The organism is Flavobacterium johnsoniae (assembly GCF_001879205.1).
Lineage (GTDB): Bacteria > Bacteroidota > Bacteroidia > Flavobacteriales > Flavobacteriaceae > Flavobacterium > Flavobacterium johnsoniae_A.
The window spans coordinates 327,666-342,706 of the sequence record NZ_MLFK01000007.1 but is presented as its reverse complement, the minus strand read 5'-3'; the positions used below and the strand labels follow the sequence as shown (position 1 = coordinate 342,706).

The 15,041-nt window shown below is 33.3% G+C and carries 13 protein-coding genes; 8 read left to right on the top strand and 5 right to left on the bottom strand.

The genetic code is table 11. The annotated features are described in order from the left end of the window. Positions 1–211: 211 nt before the first annotated feature. Complete coding sequence (locus BKM63_RS13015; protein WP_071637005.1) at positions 212–595, top strand: DUF2809 domain-containing protein; 384 nt, start codon at positions 212–214, stop codon at positions 593–595. Here the strand turns inward: BKM63_RS13015 and BKM63_RS13010 are convergent. Next, complete coding sequence (locus BKM63_RS13010; protein ID WP_071637004.1) at positions 576–2,354, bottom strand: ABC transporter ATP-binding protein; 1,779 nt, start codon at positions 2,352–2,354, stop codon at positions 576–578. The genes BKM63_RS13015 and BKM63_RS13010 overlap by 20 nt on opposite strands. Before the next feature lie 79 nt (positions 2,355–2,433). Between BKM63_RS13010 and BKM63_RS13005 the strand changes: the two genes are divergently transcribed. The 3 genes from BKM63_RS13005 (at position 2,434) to BKM63_RS12995 (ending at position 6,103) form a co-directional block, all read left to right on the top strand. After that, a complete protein-coding gene (locus BKM63_RS13005) occupies positions 2,434–3,012 on the top strand; it encodes a non-canonical purine NTP diphosphatase (protein WP_071637003.1) in 579 nt (192 codons plus the stop codon). A 204-nt stretch (positions 3,013–3,216) separates the two neighbouring features. Continuing rightward, positions 3,217–5,121, top strand: a complete 1,905-nt coding sequence (locus BKM63_RS13000; protein WP_071637002.1) for a DEAD/DEAH box helicase — start codon at positions 3,217–3,219, stop codon at positions 5,119–5,121. 208 nt (positions 5,122–5,329) lie between these two features. Continuing rightward, on the top strand, positions 5,330–6,103 hold the full coding sequence (locus BKM63_RS12995) for a carboxypeptidase-like regulatory domain-containing protein (protein ID WP_071637001.1): 774 nt from the start codon (positions 5,330–5,332) through the stop codon (positions 6,101–6,103). A 314-nt stretch (positions 6,104–6,417) separates the two neighbouring features. Here BKM63_RS12995 and BKM63_RS12990 read toward each other — a convergent pair whose 3' ends face one another. After that, positions 6,418–7,878, bottom strand: coding sequence for an aminoacyl-histidine dipeptidase (locus BKM63_RS12990; RefSeq protein ID WP_071637000.1), 1,461 nt, complete (start codon positions 7,876–7,878; stop codon positions 6,418–6,420). 340 nt (positions 7,879–8,218) lie between these two features. Between BKM63_RS12990 and BKM63_RS12985 the strand changes: the two genes are divergently transcribed. The 3 genes from BKM63_RS12985 to BKM63_RS12975 all read left to right on the top strand — a co-directional run bounded on the left by BKM63_RS12985 (position 8,219) and on the right by BKM63_RS12975 (position 10,523). After that, on the top strand, positions 8,219–9,280 hold the full coding sequence (locus tag BKM63_RS12985) for a DUF3810 domain-containing protein (RefSeq protein ID WP_071636999.1): 1,062 nt from the start codon (positions 8,219–8,221) through the stop codon (positions 9,278–9,280). 107 nt (positions 9,281–9,387) lie between these two features. Continuing rightward, a complete protein-coding gene (locus BKM63_RS12980) occupies positions 9,388–9,882 on the top strand; it encodes an RNA polymerase sigma factor (protein WP_007810116.1) in 495 nt (164 codons plus the stop codon). Between the two features lie 8 nt (positions 9,883–9,890). Beyond that, positions 9,891–10,523 (top strand): hypothetical protein, encoded by a 633-nt coding sequence (locus BKM63_RS12975; protein ID WP_071636998.1) that lies wholly within the window; start codon positions 9,891–9,893, stop codon positions 10,521–10,523. A 103-nt stretch (positions 10,524–10,626) separates the two neighbouring features. On the opposite strand, the gene BKM63_RS12970 is transcribed toward BKM63_RS12975, so the two are convergent. Together BKM63_RS12970 and BKM63_RS12965 are read right to left on the bottom strand one after the other, a co-directional pair. After that, positions 10,627–11,457, bottom strand: coding sequence for a lysophospholipid acyltransferase family protein (locus BKM63_RS12970; RefSeq protein ID WP_071636997.1), 831 nt, complete (start codon positions 11,455–11,457; stop codon positions 10,627–10,629). A gap of 126 nt (positions 11,458–11,583) precedes the next feature. Then, on the bottom strand, positions 11,584–12,234 hold the full coding sequence (locus BKM63_RS12965) for an NUDIX hydrolase (protein ID WP_071636996.1): 651 nt from the start codon (positions 12,232–12,234) through the stop codon (positions 11,584–11,586). Between the two features lie 90 nt (positions 12,235–12,324). Between BKM63_RS12965 and BKM63_RS12960 the strand changes: the two genes are divergently transcribed. Next, positions 12,325–12,762: a DUF4268 domain-containing protein gene (locus BKM63_RS12960; RefSeq protein ID WP_071636995.1), complete on the top strand. Its 438-nt coding sequence runs from the start codon at positions 12,325–12,327 to the stop codon at positions 12,760–12,762. 103 nt (positions 12,763–12,865) lie between these two features. On the opposite strand, the gene BKM63_RS12955 is transcribed toward BKM63_RS12960, so the two are convergent. Next, complete coding sequence (locus tag BKM63_RS12955) at positions 12,866–15,034, bottom strand: T9SS type B sorting domain-containing protein (RefSeq protein WP_071636994.1); 2,169 nt, start codon at positions 15,032–15,034, stop codon at positions 12,866–12,868. Between the last annotated feature and the right edge of the window lie 7 nt (positions 15,035–15,041).

Sequence of the window (15,041 nt, the reverse complement as noted above, 5' to 3'; positions counted from 1 at the left end):
ATAGATAATTTGTTTAACCGATAAATTTATAAAATAAACTAAACTTATCCAGCATTTGTATTTTTCATTCCCTAAAAATGTACTATTGGGCTACTGTTTTGTGTTTGTATTTCTCTTTTTTTTAAGTTTAAAGCTTTGGAAAAGAGAAATCACCAATACTTAGCGGCTTAAAAGATTTAACCTAAATTTGCCCACAGCTAAACCATCAAACTTGAAAAAATCCAGAATCTATTATTTCTTCGTTTTTCTCTTTATCATTTTTCTTGGGATTCTTTCTCGAAAAGTTTCTTTTATTCCTTTGTGGATCGGGGATTTTCTGTATGCTGTAATGATCTATATCCTGGTTAGATTTTTTCTTCCAAACAAAAAAGCTTCATTAATAGCAGGACTTTCTCTTTTGATATGTTATAGCATTGAGTTTTTGCAACTTTATCAGGGTGAATGGATGATTAACCTCAGAAAAACACTTTTTGGACGATATGTTTTAGGTCAGGGATTTCTTTGGTCAGATATTCTGGCTTACACATTTGGAGTTTCTGCTGCTCTTTGCATTGAGAAAATCACTTTAAATTATCTTAATCGAAAGTCTGCGTGATTTTTTCAATATTTAAACTATTGGCCATTGCCATAAAAATTTGATAATAGGTTCCTTTATTATCATACAATTCATCGTGTGTTCCTTTTTCGACACATCTTCCTTTCTCTAAAACGATAATATTCGAAGCGTCTATGATTTGAGAAATACTGTGCGAAATTATAATCACAGTTCTGTCTTTTTTAATCGCATCAAGAGATTTTTTTATTTGCTCTGTAGCAATCGCATCCAAACTCGCAGTTGGTTCATCTAAGAAAATTATAGGTGGATTTTTTAGAAACAACCTTGCAATAGCAATTCGCTGCTGTTGTCCGCCAGAAAGTAAATGAGCATCAGAGTCATAGCCTTTTGGTAATTGAATTACCTGTTCGTGAATATAAGCTTGTTTTGCAGCTTCGATAATTTCGTCTTTTGAAGCATCAGGATTTCCGTATAAAATATTTTCAGCAATTGTACCTTTAAAAATGTGGTTTTTCTGAAGTACTAATCCAATATTTTTTCGGAGAAAATCAGTGTTGTAATCAGCCAAATCAACTCCGTCCAGAAAAATATGTCCTGACGAAGGCTGATAAAATTTATCCAGTAAATTAATAACGGTACTTTTTCCTGCACCGCTTAATCCAACAAGCGCTGTGGTTTCATTCGGCTTGACCGTAAAATTAATATCGTAAAGTGCCTGAGTTCCGTTTGGGTAAACAAAATCTACATTTTTTACTTCAATCAGGCCAACAATTTTTTCGGGAATATAATCGCCGCTGTTTTCTATCTCCTGATCTGATTCTAAAATATCAAAAAATCCTTCGGAATAAATTAAAGCATCATTGACCTCGTCATAAATACGATGCAACTGTCTAATTGGCGACGAAACATTGTTAAACAGCATAATATGAAACATTATAGCGCCAATTGTCATTTGATTATTCAAAACAAAATAAGCAGTAAGAATGATGATAATAACCACTCCTATCTGTTCAACAAAACTTTTAATACTTTCAAAAATAAAGCTTGTTTTTCTGGTTTGAAGCTGATTTTCGGTCATTTCAAACTGAATTTTTTCATGTCGGTCTGCTTCGGTCGATTCGCGTACAAACGATTTAATTACGGTTATTGATTCGATTAAACTAATGATTCCATTGTTTTTAGTCTCACGGTAATTACGCATTCTTCTTCTAAATCCGCTTAGTTTTGTGGCCTGCAGCTGGCTGATATAAAAGTAAATCGGGATAATGCACAAACTCACCAGCCCCACATATACATTGGCATAAAACATAATTACCAAGGCTACAAAGGCATTAGCAAACAAAGGCAGAATATCGATAAAAAAGTTTTGAACCAATCTGGTTAAACTGCTTATTCCGAGATCAATTCTGGTTTGGAGTTTACCGCTTTCATTTTCATCAGAAGTATAAAATTTCATTCTGTAGCTTAGAATTTTTTCGACTATGGTCTGAGAAATATCACGCGTTATAAAAATACGAAGCTTTTCGCCGTAGAATTTTTGTCCAAACTGCACGACCGAATTAACTAATTCTTTTGTAAGCAGGACAATACTAATAATTCCTAATAAATGAAAACCTTTTGACAAAGGCTCATGGGCAACCATTAAATTATTAATTGTGTCTACGGTATATTTTAGGATTAATGCATTGACCTGCGCCGCAAATGAACCTAAAAATGTAAGTAACAAAGTCGCGATTACCATTTTTCTGTACGGCTTTACAAAGGGCATTATTTTTTTATACAGAACTGATAATTGCATTTATTTTAATTTTAGATACTATATCAAATATAAGAATTCTAAATTTGTGTTTAAAATAGTCTTACCTAAATATACACTTATGCAACTCGTTTTCGCTTCAAATAATTCAAATAAAATCAAAGAAATACAAAGCATCTTAAATGGATCGATACAATTACTGAGCTTGGAAGATATTGGCTGTCATGAAGAAATTCCGGAAACTGCCGATACAATTGAAGGAAACGCAATTTTAAAAGCCAATTATGTAACTAAAAAATACGGTTATGATTGTTTTGCCGATGATACGGGATTGGAAGTAAATGCTTTAAACGGAGAACCGGGCGTTTATTCTGCGCGATATGCCGGCGAACAAAAAAATGCCGATGATAACATGAATAAACTTTTGGAAGCTTTAAAAAATGAAGAAAATCGCAGTGCACAGTTCAAGACCGTTATCGCTTTAAATCTCGAAGGCAGGCAGCATCTTTTTACAGGTTTAGCAAAAGGCAATATCACATTAAACAAAACCGGAAATCACGGTTTTGGATATGATCCTATTTTTCAGCCGGAAAATCACAGCCAAACTTTTGCCGAATTACCAGCCGAAATCAAAAATAAAATCAGTCATCGTGCAAAAGCAACTGAGCAACTAATTGATTTCCTGAATTCAAGAAAATAATTGTTTCAAATACAACATTTTAATGGCCAAAATTGATATTTCACGACGTATTTTTTGTATGAAATATTGAATTTCTTGCAAAAATGATTTTACACTAAACATAACTTTTTGATAATCAAATCATAACAAATATATAATTCTTAAAATAGCATTAGTTTATGTGAATAATTAACTGTAATTTTGCACCCTATTTTAAATACATATATGAATAAATTTGAACAATTAGGATTGAATGAATCGTTACTGAAGGCGATTTTAGATCTAGGATTTGAAAATCCGTCAGAGGTACAGGAAAAGGCGATTCCCCTATTATTGGAAAAAGACACAGATATGGTTGCGTTGGCTCAGACAGGGACAGGGAAAACGGCAGCTTTCGGTTTTCCGCTAATTCAAAAAATTGATGCTGACAACAGAAACACACAAGCATTAGTTTTATCGCCAACACGAGAACTTTGTTTACAGATTACCAACGAACTTAAAAACTACTCAAAATACGAAAAAGGTATTAATGTGGTAGCAGTTTACGGCGGGGCTAGTATTACAGAGCAAGCCAGAGAAATAAAAAGAGGAGCGCAGATTATTGTAGCGACTCCGGGAAGAATGCAAGACATGATTAACAGAGGTTTAGTTAACATTAAAAATATAGATTACTGTATTCTTGATGAGGCTGACGAAATGTTAAACATGGGATTTTATGATGATATCGTTTCTATCTTATCAGATACTCCAGATCAAAAAAGTACATGGTTGTTCTCTGCAACTATGCCGCAAGAAGTTGCCAGAATTGCAAAACAATTCATGAGCGAACCGGTTGAAATTACTGTTGGTGCTAAGAACTCAGGTTCTGCAACAGTTTCTCACGAATTTTATTTAGTTAATGCTCGTGATCGTTACGAAGCTCTAAAACGTTTGGCAGATGCTAACCCGGACATTTTCTCTGTGGTTTTCTGTCGTACTAAAAGAGACACACAGGCTGTAGCCGAAAAATTAATCGAAGATGGATACAGCGCTGCTGCATTACACGGAGATTTATCTCAGGCACAACGTGACGGTGTAATGAAATCTTTCCGTGGAAGACAAATTCAGATGCTTGTTGCTACTGATGTTGCTGCACGTGGTATTGATGTTGATAACGTAACACACGTTGTAAACTACCAATTACCTGACGAAATTGAAACGTACAACCACCGTTCTGGGCGTACTGGTAGAGCTGGAAAATTAGGAACTTCTATTGTAATCGTTACAAAAAGTGAGTTACGTAAAATTTCTTCTATCGAAAGAATCATCAAACAAAAGTTTGAAGAAAAAACCATTCCATCTGGAATCGAAATCTGCGAAATTCAGTTATTGCACTTAGCAAATAAAATTAAAGATACTGAAGTTGATCACGAAATTGACAACTATTTACCAGCAATCAACAATGTTTTGGAAGATTTAACCAAAGAAGAGTTGATTAAAAAAATGGTTTCAGTAGAATTTAACCGTTTCATTACTTACTACAAAAAGAACAGAGATATCTCTGCTCAAACTTCTGGAGAAAGACGTGAAAGAGGTGATTCTGAACCAAGAGAATTCAATAATAACGGAGCAGTTCGTTATTTTGTAAACATTGGTTCAAGAGACAATTTCGACTGGATGTCTTTAAAAGATTATCTAAAAGAAACTCTAGACTTAGGTCGTGATGACGTTTTCAAAGTTGATGTTAAAGAAGGTTTCTCTTTCTTCAATACTGATCCTGAGCATACTGATAAAGTAATGGATATTTTAAACAACGTTCAGTTAGAAGGACGTCGTATTAATGTTGAAATCTCTAAAAATGACGGAGGCGGAAGACGCGACCATAACGGACGTAACGGCGGCGGACGCAGCTCTGGCCCTAGAAGAGAAGGGAACTTTGCTCCAAGACGTGAAGGTTCTGGAGGAGGCTTTAGAAGCGACAGAAACTCTGCTCCTAGACGTGAAGGTTCTGGCGGAGGTTTTAGAAGCGACAGAAACGCAGCTCCAAGAGAAGGTGGTTTCAGAAGAAGCGAAGGAAGTTCGGATAGAGCTCCAAGACGTTCTGAAAGTTTTGGTGATTCACCAAGACCAAGAAGACCAAGAAGAGATTAATAAATTAATATCTTAAAATATAAATCCCAAATTCCAATTATGTCTGGAATTTGGGATTTTTTTATATTAAGAACCTTACTCTCCATGAATAAGTTTTGTAATTATTAAAAATCAACACCGCGGCCTTTGTTAATTTTCTTATAATTATATTCCAAGACTAGGAAATATTTAATCTCGATTTACTACTTTTAGTGCTTTAAATCAGGATATGAAATATTTCGCAGTTTTCTTTTTTTTACTATTCTCCGCCGTTAGTTTTGCGCAAGATGTTGAATCAACAACCCCGCAAAGAGTTTCAGGTTACATTATAAACGATGATAGTAAACAACCTCTTTCAAATGTAAATATCATTAACACAAACAAAGTACGCGGTGCAAAATCTGACGCAAAAGGATATTTTGAAATTGATGTACAGCCTAATGATACAATTCATTTCTCTCTTTTAGGATTTCAATCTCTAAGAATCAGAGTAACAAATGACTGGATAAAAAACAAAGTAACACGAATTCAGCTTACTGAAAAAGCCATTGCACTTGAAGAAGTAGTTATTGCTCCTTTCAGTTTAACCGGCTACCTGGAAATTGATTCGAAGTTAATTCCAACAAAAGAAAATTACCGTTACAGTATTTCGGGTCTTACACAAGGTTATGAAGCGGGTGAATATTCGCCAAATGCTTTTGGAAAAGTATTGGGGTCCATTTTTAATCCGGCAGATATGCTTTATAATTTCTTTGGGAAAAATAGCCGTGAGCTCAAAAAACTCAAGGACATGAAGAAAGATGATACGATTAGAAATCTTTTAGAAACAAAATACGACCGCGAAACTATTGCAGTTCTTTTAGGAATCAGCAAAGATGAAATTCCGGAAATAATGCATCGATGTAACTACTCTGATGCCTTTATCCAAACGGCAAACGATTTACAGATTTTAGATGCCATAAGCGGCTGTTACGAACAATATAAAGTACTAAAAAGGAATTAAAACTTTACTCTTACATAATAACACTAAATCCTCAATTTAATAATTGGGGATTTTTTTATGTCCTTTAGCATTTTAAAAACATATCTTTACTATATTAAAAAAATTAAAACAAACAAAATCAAGATATTATGGCAAAGGGTCAAGATGCTAAAAAAACAGCAAAAAAAGAACCGTTAAAAACGGCTAAGGAAAAGAAAGAAGAGAAAAGAGAGAAGAAAAATGCTCCTAAGAGAGATTAGTTTTTCAGTCTCAGTTTACAGTCTCAGTTTGCAGTTTTTAAAACTGAATACTGAGACTGCGACTGAATACTGTAACTATTTAACTGGTATATTCGAAAGAATTTCTAAAACAAATTTCCAATATTTTTCAGCAGATGAAATACTTGCTCTCTCGTCTGGAGAGTGTGCGCCATGAATTGTTGGTCCAAAAGAAATCATATCCATATCGGGATAATTTGTTCCTAAAATACCACATTCTAAACCAGCGTGACAAGCTACAACTTTAGGTTTTTCGCCGTTTTGCTTCTCATATATTCCAACCAAAGTATCTAATATTTCAGAATTTACATTTGGAGTCCATCCTGGATAAGAGCCCGAAAGTTCTACTTCACATCCCACTAATTCAAAAGCAGAACGCAGCGAATTTGCCAAATCAAATTTTGAAGATTCTACAGAAGAACGAGTTAAACATCCTACTAATATCTCTCCGTCTTTTACAATAACTCGCGCAATATTATTAGAAGTTTCAACCAAATCAGCCATATCAGCGCTCATTCTGTATACTCCGTTATGAGCTGCATAAATGGCTCTGATTATACCCTCCTGAACACCCAAATCCATTATTTTCTCAGGCAGGTCAGTTTTTACGATTTCTATTGATAAGTTTGGCTCAGTAGTTTTATATTCTGCTTTGATATCAGTAATAATTTCCTGCATATCATACACATAAGCTTCGTCAAACATTTGAGAAATAATCACTTTAGCAACACTTTCTCTCGGAATCGCATTTCTAAGACTTCCTCCGTTAATTTCAGAAACCTGTAATCCGAAGTTTTCAAAACCATCGAATAATAAACGGTTCATGATTTTATTTGCGTTTCCTAAACCTTTATGAATATCCATTCCTGAGTGGCCTCCATTTAAACCTTTTACGGTAATAGTATAACCTACAGAGCTTTCCGGAACTTCTTCTTCATTGTAGCTTCTTGTAGCTGTAACATCAATTCCTCCAGCGCATCCTATATCAATTTCATCATCTTCTTCAGTATCCAAATTCAATAAAATCTGGCCTTGAAGAATTCCTCCTTTCAGGTTTAACGCTCCTGTCATTCCAGTCTCTTCATCGATTGTAAACAAAGCTTCAATTGCCGGATGCGGAATATCTTTACTTTCCAAAATTGCCATAATTGTAGCCACTCCTAACCCATTGTCAGCGCCAAGCGTTGTACCTCGGGCACGAACCCAGTCACCATCAACATACATATCGATTCCTTGTGTATCGAAATCAAAAACAGTATCGGCATTTTTTTGGTGAACCATATCAAGGTGCCCCTGCATCACGATTGGTTTGCGATTTTCCATCCCTGGAGTTGCCGGTTTTCTAATGATTACATTTCGGATTTCGTCTTCAAAAGTTTCTAAACCTAAGCTGTTTCCAAAGTTTTTCATAAACTCGATCACACGTTCTTCTTTCTTTGACGGACGCGGAACGGCATTTAAATCTGCAAATTTATTCCAAAGTGCTTTTGGCTCCAGATTTCTTATTTCCTGACTCATTATATTTTGTTTGAAGTTTAACAATTAAGAACTTCAAAGTTACAAAGTTTAAATTCTTTTTCCGCCTTGAATTTACGAATCTGTACAAATTATATCAACTCAAAATTGAAAAAGAGAATATAATTATATATTGATATCATATAATGAGTAAGAAAACCGATCAGGCGTTCCAATGGGAACGCTTAAACTCTCTTCATATTTTTTTTCGCCAATCAAATGTACCTATCGGCACATCCTGGCACAAAATATTTAATAATATTTTTCTATTGTCATTCTTTTATTTTAGAAAAATAAACTAACCAAGTCTTTTAATTATTATTTTTAACCCAAAAGTAAAACCGTGACTCGAAAATATATACTTCCCTTATTTCTTTTAGTTCAAATTATCTTTTTAAGAATCCTGAGATATTTTCCAGATTTTATTGAAGGCTTTTACAGCAACAATTTATTTGTTAGAATTTCGCACTTTTCAAGAACGCTTTTAGGAAAAATTCCATTTTCTGTAGGTGATTGCATTTATGCTCTTTTAATTTTATCAATAATCGGATGGTTTTGGAAAATCCGAAAAACATGGAAAACTGACTGGAAAGATCATCTTCTAAAAATATTAGGAAAAGTTTCAGTCTTTTACTTTTTTTTCCATTTTCTCTGGGCATTCAATTATTATCGCGAGCCCCTTTTTGAAAAGATGGAAATCAAAAGAGAATATACAGATGCTGATTTACTAGCTTTTACAAAGAAATTAATTCTAAAAACGAATGAAATTCAATTAGCCATCACAAAGAATAAAAATGAAAAAATTGTTTTTCCTTATTCCCAAAAGGAATCATTTCAAATGATTTTAAACGGCTATAATAATTTAGCAAAAGAGCATCCTTACTTTGAATATGAAATATTAAGCGTTAAAAAATCACTATTCAGTGTTCCGTTAACCTATATGGGATTTGGCGGGTATTTAAATCCGTTTACCAATGAAGCGCAGATAAATGATTTATTGCCAATGTATAATTTTCCAGTTACAACTTCGCATGAAATGGCACATCAAATTGGTTATGCAAGCGAAAGTGAATGCAACTTTATTGGTGTTTTGGCTTCTGTTAAAAATGAAAATCTATATTACCAATATTCTGGATATAGTTTTGTTTTACGCTATTGTCTGGGGATCTGGCAGTATAAAAACGAGAAACTTTTTAATCAATTAAAAAAAGAAGTAAATCCGGGAATTTTAAAGAATTACAAGGAAAGTCAGGATTTTTGGAAAAAGTATGACACTTTTATAGACGAAGGTTTTCATTTTTTGTATGATAATTTTCTAAAATCAAACAATCAGAAAGATGGAATGGATAGCTACAGTAAGTTTATCGATTTGATGATTAATTATTACAAAACAAGAGAATTATAGTTTTTGCCACAAATTACACAGATCTAAATGCTTTTTATTTTGCACTAAATGATTAAAAAAACAAATTCAATTGTAACAAAAGTGATTTCAACACTACTAATACTTATATGAGCGAAAATCTAGAACAGTCATTTGTTGCGCAGCTGCAGGCAAATCAGAATATAATCCACAAGATTTGTAGATTATATACTGCCGGCGAAGATGCACATAAAGATTTGTTTCAGGAAATCACCATTCAGCTCTGGAAAGCGTATCCAAAATTTAGAGGCGACAGTAAATTTTCGACCTGGACTTATCGTGTCGCTTTAAATACCGCAATTACCTTATATCGTAAAACCAAAAGAACCATATCGACCGTAGATTATGAAAGTCATCAGCATTTTGTAAAAGATGTTGATTACAACTATGAAGAGGAAGAACAGATTAAATTGATGTACAAGGCCGTTTACCAGCTTAATGACATCGAAAAAGCATTAGTTTTTATGTATTTAGAAGACAAAGATTATCAAGAAATAGCCGAAACCTTAGGAATCAGCGAAGTGAATGCGCGAGTGAAAATGAACAGAATTAAAGGGAAACTTAAAAAAATACTAAATCCTTAAAAATTATTATGAAAGAACTGGATTTACTAAAAAAAGACTGGAAAAAGAACTCGGATTCTTTTGAACAAATTTCTGAAAAAGAAATCTACAAGATGATTCATAAAAAATCATCTTCAATTGTAAAATGGATTTTGATTATCAGTATTTTGGAGATTTCGTTTTGGACTTTTTCAAACTTATTTATAAATACCGATGATGTTTTACGAAAAATAAATCATCCGGAAATTGTGGTTACGCTTGAATATTTAACTTACCTAAACTACCTAGTGGGATTGGTTTTTGTTTTTATTTTTTATAAAAACTACACCACAATTTCAACCACGGTTGCCACAAAATCTTTAATGAGCGCTATTTTACGAACCAGAAAAACGGTTCAGTATTATGTATGGTACAATTTGGCAATGATTGTAGTTACATCTATTTTAAGCTTCTTTATCGCTTTTGTATACAATCCCGATATGGCTTTTTTAAGAGAAAAGTTAGCTGTTAACGGAAAAGCAATGTTTACCACTATAGGTATTTTGACCTTAGTAATATTAGGATTCTTTGGATTGTTTTGGTGTTTTTACAGATTGCTGTATGGAACTTTGTTACGCAGATTATATGTAAACTACAAGGAGTTGAAGAAAATTAATTTTTAGTTGAGGGACAAAGGCTCAAAGTAACAAAGCGACAAAGGTGTCTAACAACTTTAAACCTGAAACCTGAAACCTGAAACCTGAAACCTGAAACAAAAATCAAATTCTAACTTTCATTTTCAGTTGCCTTATAACTCCATCTTCTCATTTCATTAAGTTCTTCCTCGGCTTTAATTACTTCGGCTGGAATAACTTTTAAAAATGACGGATGCTGTTCGATAGCATACTCAACTTTTTCAACAATTTCTTCGATAGTATCATTTTCATAATCAATATCAAGAGGTTCTTTGATAATGAAAGACTGCAGTATATTTTTCTTTTTCATACGAAGTCCTTTTTTGTCAAAAGAACGACGAAAACCATCAATTACAATAGGAATTACGATAGGTTTATGCTGCTTGATAATATGTGCTGTTCCTTTACGTACGGGTTTAAAAGATTTTGTAGTTCCCTGCGGAAAAGTAATTACCCAGCCGTCTTCAAGTGCAATTCTAATGTTTTCAGTATCGTTTGGGTTTACTTCGCGCTTTTCCGTTACGTCAACACCCTTCGCGCGCCAGGTTCTTTCTACAGTAATAGCCCCAACGTAAGCTAAAATTCTAGGTAATAATCCTGCCTGCATGGTTTCTTTTGCAGCAACATAATAAATATTCATCTTTGGCTGCCATAGATAACCAATGTTCTTAATAGTATCCTGACGTCCGCTTAAACTTGCGTTAAACACATGAAACATAGCCACAACGTCAGCAAAATAAGTCTGATGATTGGATATAAACAAAACATTTGTGTCCGGAAGTGTTTTAATAATTTCAGATCCTTCAATCTGCAATTCGTTAAACCCCCTATATCTTCTATGAGTCATGGCTCCCAAAATACGGATTAACCATTTCTTGATGAATAATATATGTCCAAAAGGATTTCGTTTAAACAATCCCATAGCTTTGTTTTGTGTTTCTTAGGTTAAATCGCAAACATACAAAAATTATTCTTTTAGCAATAGTTTTATACAATTTACAGTATAAAGTACTATTACAATGAATATCAAATTGTTAATTTTACTCTGTTACGAATTTTCTGCAAAAGTAAATTTTAAAACATCTCGCAGTTCACTTAAAATCATTGCTGTTGCTCCCCAAACAATATGATTTTGAATATTGAATGCAGGAACTAAAGCATTATTTGCATAAGAAGTTGACAATGTGGCTTCGATGATTATTTCATCGTTTAAAAAAACAGATAATGGCAGCTCGATAATGGAGGCAACTTCTCTAATATCCGGATAAAATGAAAGTTCTTCTTTTGCAATTCCCAAATAAGGATGAACTAAAAAATTGCTTGGCGGAATATACATTGGTGTGAAATGTTTTATCACTTCAATTTTTTCAGGAATAATGCCAATTTCTTCGTTTGTTTCGCGTAAAGCGGTTTCTTTATAATCAGCATCACTTATTTCGTACTTCCCTCCCGGAAAAGCAATTTGTGATGAATGTACTCCGTTGTAAGCATTTCGAACAATTAAAACTAAATGCGTTTTTCCATTCTTTGGATACAAAAGCATCATTACTGCAGCAATTCTCGGATTATTTGCTTCGATATCTAAATTTTTCAACGCCTGAATACGTTCTTTTGGCGCCATTTTTAGATGAGCCGATTGTGCCGGAAGTTCAACTGGAATTAAATTAGGAACATATTGCAAAAAATCTTGAAAATCCATATTCAAAGTTTATTTTTGTACTTTCAAATAAAATATAAATATACTCTAGAAAATGCGGTTCTACAAGTTTTCTAAAACAAAGCCATAAAAATGTACAGCAGAGAAGAATCACAAAGAATGAAAAGGGAATTTTGGGTTGCTTTTGCAGAAAAGTATCCTAGAAAATGGGTTCTTTATGACACCAAAATAAAAGATTTCTCTTTTAAATTTTTTGTAGACAATAAGAAAGCTCAGGTTTTAATTGATATTGAACACCGAAGCGATGAAAAGCGATATGCTTATTTTGAAAAAATTGAAGCTTTAAAAAATATTCTGGAAGAAGAATTTATTAAAGATTTGGTTTTCGAAAAAAACTATACTCTGGAAAGCGGTAAAACCATCAGCAGAATCTGGGTCGAAAAACAAGGAATTGGTTTCAGTAACCGTAATAACTGGGATGCTATTTTTGATTTTTTCAACGAAAATATGCATGCTCTGGAAATGTTTTATCTGGAGTATGATGAATTTATTAAGGAAATTGACGTTTAGTTAAGGTACTGAGATTCTAAGATACTAAGTCTCTAAGATTTTTATATAACAAACCCGACAGGTTTTATTCCGAAGTTTCGGAACTGTCGGGTTTGTTTTTTTTTTATCTCTTTAAAGAGAAATGTCCTTTTTTTATAATCCCGTTTTCCAATATCAATTGAAACCAGTAATCTGATGATGGTAAAGCATTTTGATTATAATTTCCATCCCAACTTCCATTCTTGCCTAAAGTTTTCAAAAGCTTACCGTATCTGTCAAAAATATGAATACTATAATTTTGATCTTCTAATCCAGTAATTTGCCAAGTATCATTGTACCCATCTCCATTTGGTGTAAAAAACTTTGGTATATTATAATCTTCCTTTAACTCGCAATCTAAACTATAATTAGAAACATTCAAACGTATCAGAGAACTAGCTGTACATAATGTATTAATATCTGTAGCTCTAATCTTTATTTCTTCATGATTTCTAGTTGAATTCGTATAGGTTTCATTTATTCTGGCACTAATATCATTTCCATTTTTATCAAAATATGAAAAAGTATAAAGTGATGGATCTGCGACTAAAAGGGAATTAATTTTTGACAAATTAAATATAGCATACCCTGTACCATCAGAATCACATTCATTGAAATCCGGAATTGTGTTTAAACTAAATCCTGGTTTAGTTTTTAATTCAATGTTAGTTTCTTCATAGCAACTCGGGTTATTTTTATTTCCAACCTTAACACTAATTTTTTCATTAAAAGGATATTTATTAGCGTAATTAGCTGGTAAAGGCGACGGAAGAAGATTCCCCAACTGATCCTTGTACGAGAAGACAAAATTATCAGGATTTTGAACTAAATCATTCTCAATACCAGACATATCAAAGCCCGAAGAAAAACCATTTCCCAAATCAGCACAGGATGTTAAAACTGGAATAGTATTTAATATAGGTTTTTGCGTATTTACATACTCATAAGGATTAAAAATATAGGCCGTTCCAGCATAACCCACATAATTTTCACCATTTGAGTCTAAAGCATCCCAATATGCTCCTATAAATAAATCATCATTATATAGAGAAATTGAGCAGGCAAACCAATCGCTATTACGTTTGATATTTGATTGCACAGTTTGATACTCACTCCAAATATCATCGGCACCCTTTTTAAACATATACACGCGACCAAAATATTTTGACAAATTCCCACTGCTATCATACTCATATTCAGTGTTTCTAACAGCTATCTGATCTTTATAAATTTCCATTTTATTACCAAAATTAAAAATCTTAGCAGAACCATCAGAAGCTCTTATTTTCTGATGACCTGTCCATTCTCCGTTTATATTTTTTCTAAAAATATATACAGAACCAAGCATTGTTAAAGGTCCTCCTTCGTCTCCACTTAAAATTGAATCATAATCATCCTCACCTGGAGCTGCGATCATAATTCCGTTTTCATTAATTCTTACAATCTCTCCAAACCTGTCCTGCATTGCTCTAAAATCGTATGCCGTTATTTTTTTAATTTCCCGCCATGTAATCGAATTTGTATTTTTTTCAAATACGTAAGCCGCGCCAGACCTATTAGAACCTTCTCTATTTGCACCAATAACAATTGTGTTTTCATAAATAGCCACAGAATTACCAAAATTATCTCCGGTTTTTCGGTCACTTGCTGTAATTTTTTGCACTAATCTCCAAACACCATCATCACCTTTAAAATAAATGTAGGCCGCTCCAGAATATTCTAAATAATTATTAAAATTACTATCAGTACTATTATAGTACGCCCCAATTACCATGAAATTTCCTGAAATAGCAATTTCAGATCCAAAATTATCATTTAAAGAATTTCCAACTCTTGGTATTTTTTGGGTAAAAACATATTGATCATTGCTATCTCTTTCATACACATAAATTGCATTTCCATAAGAAACAACAGGATCACAACCTGTAATTGCAAGAATTTTGTCTGTCATAAATAATCTGGATCCAAAGCCACAATAATTTCTAGCGTCAGGATGTGAAAGCTCTTGATATATTGTCCATCCATTGCAGTCTTGTTTTGCTACGTATACTTTACCAGCATTTTCAACTCCTGCAATATCAACTTGATTAGCCCCATAAACAGCATAACCATCATAAGTCGCTACTGAAAGTCCAAAACCGTTATCTACTGCCCTAATCGGCTCTACAACCTTGAAGTTTTGCTTCCATTGTTGAGATGAAACAGATGATATAATAAAAAATAATAAAAGTGTAGTGTAGTTTTTTATTTTCATATTTTAC